Origin of the sequence: Tenacibaculum sp. M341 (genome assembly GCF_004337695.1) — a bacterium.
Classification (GTDB): domain Bacteria; phylum Bacteroidota; class Bacteroidia; order Flavobacteriales; family Flavobacteriaceae; genus Polaribacter.
The window spans coordinates 32,763-45,775 of sequence record NZ_SJXJ01000022.1 but is presented as its reverse complement, the minus strand read 5'-3'; the positions used below and the strand labels follow the sequence as shown (position 1 = coordinate 45,775).

General features: G+C 29.9%; 14 protein-coding genes. 9 read left to right on the top strand and 5 right to left on the bottom strand.

The features are described 5' to 3' along the window. Positions 1-18 precede the first annotated feature (18 nt). Positions 19-612 carry a TetR family transcriptional regulator gene (locus EYW44_RS18655; protein ID WP_132726272.1) on the top strand — a complete coding sequence of 198 codons (594 nt, stop codon included), beginning with the start codon at positions 19-21 and terminating at the stop codon, positions 610-612. A 49-nt stretch (positions 613-661) separates the two neighbouring features. Continuing rightward, a complete protein-coding gene (locus EYW44_RS18650; RefSeq protein ID WP_132726270.1) occupies positions 662-1,144 on the top strand; it encodes an acyl-CoA thioesterase in 483 nt (160 codons plus the stop codon). A gap of 65 nt (positions 1,145-1,209) precedes the next feature. Here the strand turns inward: EYW44_RS18650 and EYW44_RS18645 are convergent, their stop codons facing one another. The 3 genes from EYW44_RS18645 to fbp all read right to left on the bottom strand — a co-directional run bounded on the left by EYW44_RS18645 (position 1,210) and on the right by fbp (position 5,080). After that, complete coding sequence (locus tag EYW44_RS18645; protein WP_132726268.1) at positions 1,210-2,901, bottom strand: hypothetical protein; 1,692 nt, start codon at positions 2,899-2,901, stop codon at positions 1,210-1,212. 291 nt (positions 2,902-3,192) lie between these two features. Further along, a complete protein-coding gene (locus tag EYW44_RS18640; RefSeq protein ID WP_132726265.1) occupies positions 3,193-3,801 on the bottom strand; it encodes a superoxide dismutase in 609 nt (202 codons plus the stop codon). Between the two features lie 277 nt (positions 3,802-4,078). Next, positions 4,079-5,080: a class 1 fructose-bisphosphatase gene (fbp, locus tag EYW44_RS18635; protein ID WP_132726262.1), complete on the bottom strand. Its 1,002-nt coding sequence runs from the start codon at positions 5,078-5,080 to the stop codon at positions 4,079-4,081. A 301-nt stretch (positions 5,081-5,381) separates the two neighbouring features. On the opposite strand from fbp, the gene EYW44_RS18630 reads away from it, so the two are divergent. From EYW44_RS18630 to EYW44_RS18600, 7 genes are all read left to right on the top strand, one after another. After that, positions 5,382-5,867, top strand: coding sequence for a GNAT family N-acetyltransferase (locus EYW44_RS18630; protein WP_132726259.1), 486 nt, complete (start codon positions 5,382-5,384; stop codon positions 5,865-5,867). Then, on the top strand, positions 5,854-7,104 hold the full coding sequence (locus EYW44_RS18625; protein ID WP_132726256.1) for an aspartate kinase: 1,251 nt from the start codon (positions 5,854-5,856) through the stop codon (positions 7,102-7,104). Before EYW44_RS18630 ends, EYW44_RS18625 begins: the two co-directional genes overlap by 14 nt. 47 nt (positions 7,105-7,151) lie before the next feature. Beyond that, positions 7,152-8,975 carry a GNAT family N-acyltransferase gene (locus EYW44_RS18620; protein ID WP_132726253.1) on the top strand — a complete coding sequence of 608 codons (1,824 nt, stop codon included), beginning with the start codon at positions 7,152-7,154 and terminating at the stop codon, positions 8,973-8,975. A 161-nt stretch (positions 8,976-9,136) separates the two neighbouring features. Continuing rightward, entirely contained in the window at positions 9,137-9,727 is a 591-nt protein-coding gene (locus EYW44_RS18615; protein WP_132726250.1) for a LytR/AlgR family response regulator transcription factor, read from the top strand. A gap of 115 nt (positions 9,728-9,842) precedes the next feature. Beyond that, positions 9,843-10,073 carry a hypothetical protein gene (locus EYW44_RS18610; RefSeq protein WP_132726247.1) on the top strand — a complete coding sequence of 77 codons (231 nt, stop codon included), beginning with the start codon at positions 9,843-9,845 and terminating at the stop codon, positions 10,071-10,073. A gap of 214 nt (positions 10,074-10,287) precedes the next feature. Further along, positions 10,288-10,560 carry a hypothetical protein gene (locus tag EYW44_RS18605; RefSeq protein WP_132726244.1) on the top strand — a complete coding sequence of 91 codons (273 nt, stop codon included), beginning with the start codon at positions 10,288-10,290 and terminating at the stop codon, positions 10,558-10,560. Positions 10,561-10,849: 289 nt separating this feature from the next. Next, on the top strand, positions 10,850-11,719 hold the full coding sequence (locus EYW44_RS18600) for an OmpA/MotB family protein (protein WP_132726241.1): 870 nt from the start codon (positions 10,850-10,852) through the stop codon (positions 11,717-11,719). 95 nt (positions 11,720-11,814) lie between these two features. Here EYW44_RS18600 and EYW44_RS18595 read toward each other — a convergent pair whose 3' ends face one another. Further along, complete coding sequence (locus tag EYW44_RS18595; RefSeq protein WP_132726238.1) at positions 11,815-12,312, bottom strand: hypothetical protein; 498 nt, start codon at positions 12,310-12,312, stop codon at positions 11,815-11,817. A 110-nt stretch (positions 12,313-12,422) separates the two neighbouring features. Beyond that, positions 12,423-12,917, bottom strand: a complete 495-nt coding sequence (gene yiaA / locus EYW44_RS18590; RefSeq protein WP_132726235.1) for an inner membrane protein YiaA — start codon at positions 12,915-12,917, stop codon at positions 12,423-12,425. Positions 12,918-13,013: the final 96 nt, after the last annotated feature.

Sequence of the window (13,013 nt, the reverse complement as noted above, 5' to 3'; positions counted from 1 at the left end):
TTTTATTATATTTGTAACATGTCTAAGTCTGAAAAAACACGATTACATATTATAGAAACCGTAGCGCCAATTTTTAATAAGAATGGATATGTTGCTATGAGTTTGGCTAAGATTACAGAAGCAACAGGTTTAACTAAAGGAGCAATTTACGGACACTTTAAAAATAAAGAAGAAGTTGCTATTGAAGCATTTAAATTTTCTGTAAGATTGGTTTTAAAAGACTTGAATGCATATGTTGCTAAAGGAAAAACTCCCTTAGAGATGTTAGTAAATGTAGCTGGTTTTTATGAAGGCTATTATATTTACAGTAAAAAATTTGGGGGTTGCCCTATTTTAAATATTGGAGTGGATTCTGATAATCAGAATAATGCAATAGCAAATTTAGTGCGTTCTTATAATGAAAGAATTTTAGCGCAGTTTACTTTTTTAATAAATGCAGCAAAAGAAGCAATACAGATAAAGCAAGAAATACATAGTGAAGAGTATGCAAAACGTTTTTTCTATATGATTGAAGGTGCTGTGTACATGTCGCATATAATGAAAGATGATTATTATCTTTTAGATGTTTCTAAAACAGTAAAGAATATTATACATAAAGAACTGAAAGAATAATTTTTTTAATCAAAAATATACCGATTGGTATATTTTAAAAATAAATAGTATGGAAATACAACAAATATTAGAAAGTAAAGCAGTGATTCGATTTCAAGATTGTGATCCTTTTAATCATTTAAACAATGCAGAGTATTTTAATTACTTGATTAATGCAAGAGAAGACCAAGTAATTGAAAATTATGGTTTAGATATTTATAAACACGGAAAAGAAACAGGGAAAAGCTGGGTGGTTTCTACTCATCAAATAGCTTATTTAAGACCTGCTGTTTTAATGGAAACAGTTACTATTCAGTCTCAATTGATCAATTTTACAGATAAAAAGCTGTTTGTAGAAATACGAATGTTTGACGAAACTAAAAGTGTACTTAAAGCTATAATGTGGAGTTCCTTTTCTTATTTTGACTTGTTAAAGCTTTCTTCAGCTAAGCATTCAGAAGATTTATTGCAATTATTTGAGCAAGCGAAGCTTTCGGTAACTGAAACTACTTTTGAAGATAGAGTGAAGAGTTTACGTTTTCAAAAAGTATGAGTCATAAAAAAAGTCGTATAACTTTTATGTTACACGACTTTTGTTTTATAATTAATAAGAGTTTATTATTGACACTCTGAGTATAATTTAGCAATAGCAACTAAATCCTTCTCAGTGTTTTTAAATTCTCCTTTTTTAAGTTTTTCTACTAAAGAAGCACAGCTTTTAAATAACTCACTAGCACTAGTAACAAAACTACTATCAGAGTTCATTTTTATTCTTTGTGCTTTTTCATTAGATGGGAATTTTAAGTAGTATACACCCTCACCATCATCTTTATGATTTAAGTAAACACCTACTTTTTCTGATTTATAAAGTTCTTTCATTAAAAAAACATTACTGAAAGCAAAGTTTAAAGCATTAGCTACTTTTTGTAATCCATCGGTTTCTGGGTTGATAGGTTTGTAAACTTTATCGTCAACTACAACTTCTTTAACTTTTTTAGCTTTTAACTCTTTAAATCTAGTTTTTCCTTTTGCATTTTTATATTTAACAGAAACAGATTTACCAGGAATTTTTTCACCGTCTAAACTAACAATTGTTCCTTGTTGTTTCTTTTCTTCTTTGCTAAATTTAAGAGTAACTTCACCTTCAAACTTTTCATCTTTAGAAGAGATTACATATCCGGCTGCACCAACAATATCATTTGCTTGAGCTTTTTTCTTAGCCTCTTCGCTTTGTAAAACTTTACCAATTCTTTTGTCAAGTTTATAAGCTTCAGCATAAATTCTTTCGCCATTAATGTTGTGATTAATATCGTAACGCTCTTTAAATCTTTTAAATCTGTTTTTAGCAGAACCTGTAGCCCAGCTTTTTGTTTCTAATGCTACTAGTTTGTTTAAGTATTCTTCTGCTAAAGCCACATCTTCAGTAATCATAGCAGTGTTATGTAGGTTCATTAACATTGCCCAAGCTGGCTTTTTTGTTGATTTGTATTTTTCGTATAAATCTTTCCAGTATGCAATGTAAGGATCAAATAGAGCTTTGTTGTCTCTTAAATCTTCTAAAGTATTTATTTTAGAAAAAATATTGTCGTACAGCTCAACAACTTTCTTTTTACTTTCTTCAATAACTGGCTTATTTTTCTTGTCTTTAATGTAGTAAAAAGCTTGAGAAGTTTTTTCTGAACCGTAATCGTATTTAGCTTTTAACTTAGGAACAACAGTTTTAGTTAAATAATCTTTTCCTAAATACTTTTGTAAAAAATCTTTGATTAAAGTTGGTGTTGGTTTTGCATTATCAACATCTCTAAAGTCTAAATACTTTTCAGCCTCATCAAAAGAGAATGTAGTTACAGTAGTAATGGCTTTTTTATCTTGTCCTATTTGAATAGGAACAAGAAAATCTAAAATTTGTCTAGGCTCACCATCTACTAATAGCATAATAGAAAACTTAGTGTTTTCTTTTGGTTTAGTATACACTTCGTATTGTTTTTTACTAGCGTATCTTTTAATAGTTGTTCTTACATCATTAACACCTACTCCTTGCACACCAAAAAATAAATTAGGAGTTTCATCTCCTACATGATGACTAAATGATTCAAAGTTTAATGCTTTCTGTAATTCTTCTTCATTAAAAGGTAAAGCTCTTTGTGCTTTATCTAAGAAGTTGATAGCGTAAGATTCCATATCCTTTACTGGTTGTTCAGTAGGATAAGAAGGTATTACAATACGAACAGATTTTGATTTTTGTTTTTGAGCAATTCCTGTAACTAAAATAAAGCAGAATGATAAAATAGTTAACGATCTTATTTTCATGATTTTTATGTTTGAATAACAATAATTGGGGTTATTGTTAAATTATGTTGGAGGCAAATTTATGTTTTTTTAAATATAAAAGTTAAAAAGGTTTAAAAATTTTGATTTTATGTTTTATTATGGTTAAAAAAATCAAATAAAAATATCGTTTATTAAAAATGTTTCAGGAAAATGAAAATAAAAGAAGAAGAGAAGAGAGTGTCGTCGATAACTTTGTAAAAATACTTTTGGGGTAAAAAGAAAAAGCACCGAAATTTTCGGTGCTTTTTAAAATATGTTTAGAAGATTGAATTACTTCGCTTCAGCATATCTTCTTTCAACCTCGTTCCAGTTGATTACTTTAAAGAAAGCATCAATATAATCAGGACGACGGTTTTGATAGTTTAAGTAGTATGCGTGCTCCCATACATCTAATCCTAAAATTGGAGTACCACCACAAGCTACACCAGGCATTAAAGGATTGTCTTGGTTTGGAGTAGAACAAACTTCTACTTTACCACCTTTATGAACACATAACCATGCCCATCCAGAACCAAATTGAGTAGCAGCAGCCTTAGAGAAAGCCTCAATAAAAGCTTCTTTAGAACCAAATTCAGCCTCAATAGCATCTTTTAATTCACCAGAAAGATATCCTCTATCTTCAGGATTCATTACTGTCCAGAATAAAGAGTGATTGAAAAAACCACCACCGTTATTACGAACAGCACCATTCGTCATGTCTAAGTTAGTTAAAATATCTTCAATTGATTTTCCTTCTAAATCAGTACCTTCAATAGCAGCATTTAATTTATTTGTATATCCATTATGATGCTTTGAATGGTGAATTTCCATTGTTCTAGCATCTATATTAGGTTCTAAAGCATCGTAAGCGTACCCTAATTCTGGTAATTTAAAAGCCATAATATTTTTTTATTTGATTTAACGTTTTTGAATTACGAATTTACCATAAAAAAATAGGACTAACAATGGTTAATCTTATTTTGAAGTTTATTCTAGTATAAATTATTCTTATAGTTCTTTTTTAGTTATTGGTATTTAGTACTGAGTATTGAGAAAATGTGCTTTTGAGTTTTTAGTTATCTGTGATTGAGGGGAGTCTTTCCCTTTCAAATTCCTTACCATTAAAACTTAAGCCTAAACACCAATTCTAATATTTAATATCACATATCTAATATGATTAATCTCTCATAAACTCTTCTGCTTTTTCTACCATGTTTTTACTTCCGCAGAAAAAAGGAATACGTTGGTGTAATTCCGTTGGTTCAACGTCCATAATACGATTAAAACCATCAGAAGCTTTTCCGTTAGCTTGCTCTGCTAAAAAAGCCATAGGATTACATTCATATAACAAACGTAATTTACCATTTGAGTTTTTAGAACTTTTTGGGTACATGTAAATACCACCCTTAATCATGTTTCTGTGAAAATCAGATACTAAAGATCCAATATATCTACTAGTGTAAGGTCTGTTTCCTTCTTCTTCCTGACAATATTTAATGTAATTTTTTACTCCTTGAGGAAAGTGAATATAATTTCCTTCATTTACAGAGTAAATTTTACCATCTTCAGGAAACTGCATATTTGGGTGCGATAAGTAAAAAGTACCAATAGCAGGGTTTAAAGTAAATCCGTTAACACCATCACCAGTAGTATAAACTAACATAGTAGAAGTACCATATACTACATATCCTGCAGCAACTTGTTCACTTCCTTTTTGTAAAAAATCTTCTAATTGTACTGGAGTTCCTACAGGAGTAACTCTTCTATAAATAGAGAAAATAGTTCCTACAGAAACATTTACATCAATATTAGATGAACCATCCAAAGGATCTATTAAAACAACATATTTATTTTGATGATTTTCGTCTTGGCTATTCACAGTAATAAAATCATCTTCTTCTTCACTGGCAATACCACAAACAATATTTCTATTGGTTAAGGTTTGAATAAATTTATCATTGGCATATACGTCTAATTTTTGTTGGTCTTCTCCTTGGATATTGGTTTCTCCAGCAGCACCGATAATGTCTACCAGACCAGCTTTATTTACTTCGTGATTTACAACTTTAGCTGCTAAACGAATAGAATTAATTAAACGAGATAATTCACCTGAGGTATATTTGAAAGAAGCTTGGTTTTCAATTATAAACTCACCTAGTGTTTGATTTTTTTTAGCCATAAAAATGATACAATTTTATTCGAATGCAAAGATGTTGACTTTTTTGAATAACTACAACGATTTCGCAGAGTATTTTAAATAAATTAATAATAGAAAATTACTTGGCAAAAGTCTTGTGTATTGTGTTTTTAAATGTTTGTTTTATAGTATCGTTAATCAGCTTGTTTGTCTAATGTTCAAAAAATCAAACAATGTTATATTTTTCGTAAAAATCAACAAAAAAAGAACGATGTGTTGTAATTTGTTATTTTTTTTAACAAGCTGTTATAAAAACTATTTTTGCCTAAAATTTTCAAAAAAAATGAATTTTACTATACGTAAAGGTACGGAAAAAGACGCACAAGCGATTTTAAATTTAATTACAGAACTAGCTGTTTTTGAAAAAGAACCAGATGCTGTAGAAGTTTCTGTAGAAGATTTAATTGCTGATGGATTTGGAGACAATCCAAGATTTAAAACATTTGTAGCAGAAGAAAATGACGGATCAGTTATTGGTATGGCATTGTTTTATGAGCGTTATTCTACCTGGAAAGGAAAAACAATTCATTTAGAAGATTTAATGGTTACCGCTTCAAAAAGAGGTATTGGAGCAGGTAAGGCATTGTATACTGCAGTGATGAATTACGCGTTTGAAAATGATTACAAACGTGTGGCTTGGGAGGTGCTAGATTGGAATACAAATGCGATACAATTTTATGAAAATAGTGGGGCAGCCGTTTTTGAAGATTGGCGTGTTGCTCAAATGAATCAAGAAAACTTAAGAAAGTTTATAAATGAGAATATTTAAGTTTGGAGGTGCATCAGTTAAAAATCCTGATGCCGTTAGGAATGTAGCACGAGTGTTACAACATGAAGGAACTGAAAATACTTTAGTGGTAATTTCGGCAATGGGAAAAATGACCAATGCGTTTGAACGTTTGGTAAAGGCTTATCAAGATAAAACAGAATTTGAAGAAGCTTTTTCATTTATAAAAGATTTTCATGCAAATATGTTACAAGGTTTATTTAAAGAAAATCATGTAGCATATGAAAAAGTAGGAGGGCTATTTGGCGAGCTAAATGGTTTCATGGCGACTAATAATGCTACTGATTATAATTTTATATATGATCAGATAGTAAGTTTTGGAGAATTAATTTCTACTACAATTGTAAGTGAGTATTTAAACGAAATTGGTTTACAAAACAATTGGTTAGATGTAAGGAAGTTCATAAAAACGGATGCTAATTACAGAGATGCTAAGGTGAATTGGGAGTTAACTGAAGCTACTATTCAGCAAAATGTAAATGCATCAGAATTAAATATAACACAAGGTTTTTTGGGAAGTGATGGAGAGAATACCACAACATTAGGAAGAGAAGGTTCTGATTATACAGCTGGTATATTTGCATATTGTTTAAATGCAGAAAGTGTTACTATTTGGAAAGATGTTCCTGGGGTGTTAAATGCAGATCCAAGAGTGTTTGATAAAACTGAATTGTTACATAAAATTTCATATACAGAAGCCATAGAAATGGCTTTTTACGGCGCTTCTGTAATTCACCCAAAAACATTACAACCGTTAGAGCAAAAAAGGATACCGTTGTATGTACGATCATTTGATGATTTAAATCAAACCGGAACTTCTGTTTTAAAAACTGTAGGTATTGAGCCAGAAGTACCTTGTTATATTGTTAAAAAGAATCAGATTTTAGTATCTGTGTCTGCCAAAGATTTTTCATTTATGGTAGAGGATAATATTAGCGATGTATTTAAAAAACTACACGATTATAAATTAAAAGTAAACCTAATTCAAAACTCTGCACTAAGCTTTTCAGTTTGTGTTGAAGATAAGTTTAATTTGTTTGATGCTTTTTATGAAGATTTACAAACCTCTTTCAATACAAAATCATACAAAAATGCTACACTTTATACAATTAGACATTTTAATGATGCAGCAATTGAAGGAATAAAGAAAAGAGGTAAAGCCATTATACGACAAATAAATACAGAAACAGCACAGTTAGTTATTCAAGAAAACGCCTAACCAAAGCAATTTTCTTATATATTTGCGATGAATGACAATACCAAATTATGGGTTTAGTTACATCTAAAGAAGTTGCAAAGGCGATAAAAGTAGATAAGTTAGGTGTTATAGGAACATCTATCGGATGGTTGTTGATGAAGGTTTTGCGAATTTCAACAGCTAATAAAGTTTACAATAAACATAAACATCTTAATGATTTACCTTTTCTAAAGGGATTATTAGATGAATTTCAAATAGAATTTGAGATTCCTGAAGAGGATTTGAAACGTATTCCTAAAGACGGACCGTTTATAACGATTTCAAACCATCCGTTAGGAGGAATTGATGGTATCTTACTTTTACGTTTGTTAGTAGAAAGTAGACCAGATTATAAGATTATAGCAAATTTTTTATTGCATAGAATTGAGCCGTTAAAGCCTTATGTAATGCCAGTAAATCCTTTTGAAAACCATAAGGATGCTAAGTCTAGTGTATCTGGTATAAAAAATGCTTTGCTACATCTACGTGAAGGTAAACCATTAGGACTTTTTCCAGCAGGAGAGGTTTCTACTTACAGAGATGGTAAGTTAATGGTAGATAAAGAATGGGAAGAAGGTGCTGTAAAGCTTATTAAAAAAGCAAAAGTGCCTGTTATACCTATTTATTTCCACGCTAAAAATAGCCGTTTGTTTTATGTGTTATCTAAAATTAGTGATACATTAAGAACAGCAAAATTACCTTCAGAGTTATTATCGCAAAAAAAGCGTGTAATAAAGGTTCGTATCGGAAAGCCAATTTCTGTTAAAGACCAAGATCAATACAAAGAAATTCCAGCATTTTATGAGTTTTTACGTAAGAAAACGTACATGCTGGCAAACCCTTTTGAAAAGAACCAAAAGTTAATTTCAACTCAAAAATTAAAAATACCTAAAAAAGCGAAAAAAATCAGTTCACAAAAGAATCCTGATTTAATAGCTAAGGAAATAGACGAGTTGAGAGATAATGGTAAGCGTTTGTTAGAAAGTAAAAATTACGAGGTGTTTTTTACAGAAGCAAAAGCAATACCAAGTTTATTACATGAAATTGGTAGGTTAAGAGAGATTACTTTTAGAGAAATAGGTGAAGGAACTAATAAGCCTATAGATTTAGATAAGTTTGATAAGTACTATCACCATTTAATTTTATGGGACAATAGCGCAAATGTATTGGCTGGTGCCTATAGAATGGGAATTGGTAAAGGAATTTACAAACGTCATGGTATCAATGGTTTTTATGTACACTCTTTGTTTAAAATAGAACCAGAGTTGTATCCAATGATGGAGGAAACTATTGAAATGGGACGAGCTTTTATTATTAAGCAATATCAGCAAAGACCAATGCCACTTTTCTTATTATGGAAGGGAATTATTCATATTACAATTCGTTATCCGAAGCATAAATATTTAATGGGAGGGGTGAGTATTAGTAATCAATTCTCAGATTTTTCTAAATCATTGATGATTGAGTTTATGAAATCTCATTATTACGATCCGTATGTGGCTCAATATATTCATCCGAAGAAAGAATTTAAGGTAAAACTTAAAGATGGTGATAAAGATTTTGTATTTGACGCAACACAGTCAGATATGAATAAGTTTGATAAAATTATTGATGAAATTGAACCAGGGAATTTGAGAATTCCTGTTTTAATAAAGAAATATTTAAAACAGAATGCTCGATTGGTAGCTTTTAATGTAGATCCTAAATTTAATAACGCAATAGACGGATTGATGTACATTAAAGTATCTGATTTACCTGAAAAAACAGTGAAGCCTGTTTTGGAAGAATTTCAAGCAGAATTAGAGCGAAAAGCAGCAGAATTAGAACGAAAAACAACAGAAGTTAATAAATAAATTTGTTGCTTAAAACTCAGTTTTACTGAAGGTTATAAAATAATTGTTACTTTAAACTACATAAAAAAGATAGTTTATAGTAACAATTTTCTTTTTTATGGAACATGATTTAAATAGGTGTTTGTCTTTTTTGAAGGCTTACATGTTTAAATTATATAAAGATGATAAAAGAGTTAGCGTTATTAATGATTCAAGAAAATGAAAATTCTAAGAATCATTTTTTTTCTGTTTCCGATGATAATGAAAATATAAAAAGGCTAATAGAGCATGAGTTATTTGATGATCTTAAAAGTAAATTAAAAAGCGAAGTTTTAGATATAGGATTGCTATTAAAGCTAGTTGATTTTATTGAAAATTATGCTAGTTATTATAGTTTAAAAAGAAATAATGCTTTAAAAGAATTATCACCAGCAGCTTCGGTTGATCAGTCAAATAAACTTTTTATTCATGTAAATGATTCATATGTTTCTTTAAGTATAGACGATATTGTTAAATGTGAAGCTAGCGGTAATTATACGTACATACATACCAAGCAAAAAGAAGAGTTTTTAGTTTCTAAACCACTTAAATATTATGAACTATTACTGGGAGCTAAAGGTTTTTTTAGAGCTAATAGATCTTTATTAGTAAACATGAATTTTGTTCAATCTATTTATAAACGAGAAGCAATAGTTTTAGTAACAAACGAGCGAATTACAGTTTCTGTGCGTAATAAGGCAAAACTGACAGAGTTTATCAATAAATACGTTTAAAGTGTAGATAAAAGTAATTATACAATGATTTTTAACGCTTAAAAGTTTTTAAAAACTGTTGGTTAGGTTTTTATTTAGGTTTACGTCATTCGTTAATCAAATAAAAATATAAACTATGTTAAAAAACATTTTAGAATTATCAGGAGTGTCGGCTTTAAATAATGAAAAGCAAAAAGAAGTAACTGGAGGAAATCCAATTTTATTATCATGTTCTTATCGTTGTAATGGAAGAAATTATGTTTTAGTTGGAGGTCAAGGACCAGATTGTTATTTAAATTATCCTGCAATTATTGTAAATCATCCAAGCTGTGGAGGTTCTGGAGGAGGAATTGATGTGTGGGCATAATTTTTTCTAATTAATTAAGATTTTAAGCTGTCTCTGACAGCTTTTTTTTGTTTTAAAAAGTTAAAATATAACCTGTTTTTTGAATAAAAAATACACTTAAAACAGAAATAACTTGGTTTGTAAATTAAATATTTACGCTTATCATAAAGTTTATTTTTAAAGGACGTTTTTTAAATAAGTTTACATCATTCGTAAATCAAATAAAAATATAATCATGTTAAAAAACATTTTAGAATTAACGGGAGTTTCGGCTTTGAATAATGAAAAGCAAAAAGAAGTAAGTGGAGGTAATACAAGCTTTGTTTCATGTACTTACCGTTGTGAAGGTAGAAATTATGTTTTAGATGGTGGACAAGGACCAGATTGTTATTTGAACTATCCGTCATTGATTACCAATCATCCATCTTGTGGAGGTACTGGGGGTTCTGAAGGTATAGGTGGTGGGGGTATAAGACCTACTGGCGGAGGAATTGAAGTTTGGGCATAATAACCTAAGTTTATAACTAACATTATTTTAGCTGTTTGGGAATTATTTTCAGACAGCTTTTTTTATGCGTATTCGATAGAAATTAAAGTCTATCTGTGTAAAAATTTTGCTAAAATTACATGAATAAAATATGGTTGTTTTACTGTTATTTTTACCTTGTTTTACTCTCTGTTGAGGTGTTAATTTGATGTTTGTGTTTTAAGAATTCTATGCTAGATTTATTTTTTGAGATATAATATTTACAAAAGATACCCGTTATCACTTACAATAAATCAAATCTCAATAAAAAATGAAAAAAAGTGTAATCCTATTAAGTGTTTCAGCTTTAATTATGAGTTCATGTGTTTCTAAAAAGAAATATGTAGCACTTGAAAAGCAGTATCAAGATACAAAAGGTAACTTGCAGAAAACCACTTTGGAGAAGCAAGAATTAGAAGCGAAATTTGCTAAAATTGAAAAGAGAGTTGAAAATTACAATGAGAAAATAAATTCATTAAAAAACTATAATTCTTCATTAAAAGAAGAAAACAATGTGAAGTTAGATATGGTGGGTAATACTGCAGTAATTTCTAACTCAATGAAAGAGAAAATGAGAGCTGTTTTAGCAAAGGTTGATCCTGCAGAATTAGCAAATGCTAAAACATTAAAAGATTCTATGAACATAGCAGTAGCTTATAACTTAAAAAAGTCAATCAATTCTGCTGAGCTTGAAAACTCTGATGATGTAGATGTGAATATTGATAAGACTGTGGTAATGATTTCTGTAGCTGATAACTTATTATTTAACACTGCTAGTTATAGAGTGAAAAATAAAGCACACAAGTTATTAAAGCAATTGGCAAACGTAATTAATTCTGAGCCAAGTATGGATGTAATGATTGAAGGTCATACTGATTCAAGATCTATTAACAATGCAGTTTTACAAGATAACTGGGATTTGAGTGTAAAAAGAGCAACTTCAATAGTAAGAATTTTAGAGAAAAAATATAAAGTAGAAGGTAGTAGATTAATTGCCGCAGGTAGAGGAAGTTCTATTCCGTTAGTTGAAAATAATACAGCATCTAATAGAGCAAGAAACAGAAGAACGAGAATTGTGATATTACCTAACTTAGATAAGTTCTTCGGTATGATGGCTGAAGAAGAAGCAGTAAACCCTTAACAACCATTTGTTATAATTTAATTTGAGCAAAAAACCTAATTCTGTAATGGAATTAGGTTTTTTTATATTGTATAATAGTACTACTATTAAATGTATTATTTTCCGAATAATCGTTGAAAGAAATTCTTTGCTTTTCCTTTAGTTTCTTTAATTTCTTCAACTACATCTTCAGCAATATCTGCTGCTTTTTCAGTAACATCACTTAAAACCTCTTTAGCGTCTTCGGCAAATTCGCCAGCTTTATTTTTAATGTTTTGAACTTCTTCACTCGCTAATACTTCTGCTACTTTTTCTTTAGCATCAGAAAGAGCATCCTTGGCTCCATCGGCTAAATCTGCTAATTTTTCACCCGCCTCACCAGCAAATTCAGAGATCTTTTCTTCAGCTACTTTTGCATATTCACCCGCTTTGTCGGCAACATCACCAAGAGCTTCTTTTGCTTCACCTGCTAGTTCGGTAGCTTTTTCTGTAGCATTATGAAAAGCCTCTTTAGCAGCGTCTTTTGCATTTTCAGTTGTTTCATTTGCAGTGTTTTCTATGTTTTCTGCTTCGTTATTTACTTGATCTTCTAAATTTTTGTTTTCTTCAGACATTTTTTGTTGGTTTTAAGTTAGATACCTCTCAAATTTAATAAATAAAAAGTAAACCCAACAATGTAAATTGTTGGGTTATTACTAACTAATTATGTAACCTAATTAGCTCATCAAAACAAATCTTTTTCATTTTCGTTTCCCCCTCTGTTTATGTATGCTATGTCTCTTACGTTTTTTTGTACTGCAATAGCTGCATAAATACTTAACATAAAAGAAATACCGTAGAAACCTTTTTCATTTAATTCTAAATCGGCATTCCATAAACCTATAATTAATAACAATATTGAAATTAAAGTTGTAGCCCAACTTATTCCGTAATACATTTCTGTTACTGCAATTCCTTCTAATTTATCTCTTACCGCTTTTTGTACAGAAATAACTGAAAAAAGACCAAATAAAAGTATGGTAAAGTAGTACCCTTTTTCATTTAATTGCATAGTAGCATTCCATAAACCAATACAGTAAGAAATGGTTCCAACACCTAAAGCAGCCCAAGACGCTCCTATAAAAGCTCCTGTAGGTTTTTGATTGAATACTTTTTTTTCTTTCTTCTTTTCTTTCTTTGTAGTTGCTTCTTTATTTGAAACTGTTGTTTGATAATCCATAATATTTGTTTTGAATGATTACACTGCAAAAATGTAACATGATAAAGAAGTATAGAAAACTTGTTTTTGTAAAAACTGACGATTAAAAAATAAATT

Bases quoted from the DNA above. Each gene is read 5' to 3' on its own strand.
- EYW44_RS18600 (WP_132726241.1), top strand. From the start codon at position 10,850: ATGAAAAAAAGTGTAATCCTATTAAGTGTTTCAGCTTTAATTATGAGT.
- EYW44_RS18630 (WP_132726259.1), top strand. From the start codon at position 5,382: ATGAATTTTACTATACGTAAAGGTACGGAAAAAGACGCACAAGCGATT.
- EYW44_RS18605 (WP_132726244.1), top strand. From the start codon at position 10,288: ATGTTAAAAAACATTTTAGAATTAACGGGAGTTTCGGCTTTGAATAAT.
- EYW44_RS18620 (WP_132726253.1), top strand. From the start codon at position 7,152: ATGGGTTTAGTTACATCTAAAGAAGTTGCAAAGGCGATAAAAGTAGAT.
- EYW44_RS18625 (WP_132726256.1), top strand. From the start codon at position 5,854: ATGAGAATATTTAAGTTTGGAGGTGCATCAGTTAAAAATCCTGATGCC.
- fbp (WP_132726262.1), bottom strand. From the start codon at position 5,080: ATGGCTAAAAAAAATCAAACACTAGGTGAGTTTATAATTGAAAACCAA.
- EYW44_RS18615 (WP_132726250.1), top strand. From the start codon at position 9,137: ATGATAAAAGAGTTAGCGTTATTAATGATTCAAGAAAATGAAAATTCT.
- yiaA (WP_132726235.1), bottom strand. From the start codon at position 12,917: ATGGATTATCAAACAACAGTTTCAAATAAAGAAGCAACTACAAAGAAA.
- EYW44_RS18640 (WP_132726265.1), bottom strand. From the start codon at position 3,801: ATGGCTTTTAAATTACCAGAATTAGGGTACGCTTACGATGCTTTAGAA.
- EYW44_RS18650 (WP_132726270.1), top strand. From the start codon at position 662: ATGGAAATACAACAAATATTAGAAAGTAAAGCAGTGATTCGATTTCAA.
- EYW44_RS18645 (WP_132726268.1), bottom strand. From the start codon at position 2,901: ATGAAAATAAGATCGTTAACTATTTTATCATTCTGCTTTATTTTAGTT.
- EYW44_RS18655 (WP_132726272.1), top strand. From the start codon at position 19: ATGTCTAAGTCTGAAAAAACACGATTACATATTATAGAAACCGTAGCG.
- EYW44_RS18595 (WP_132726238.1), bottom strand. From the start codon at position 12,312: ATGTCTGAAGAAAACAAAAATTTAGAAGATCAAGTAAATAACGAAGCA.
- EYW44_RS18610 (WP_132726247.1), top strand. From the start codon at position 9,843: ATGTTAAAAAACATTTTAGAATTATCAGGAGTGTCGGCTTTAAATAAT.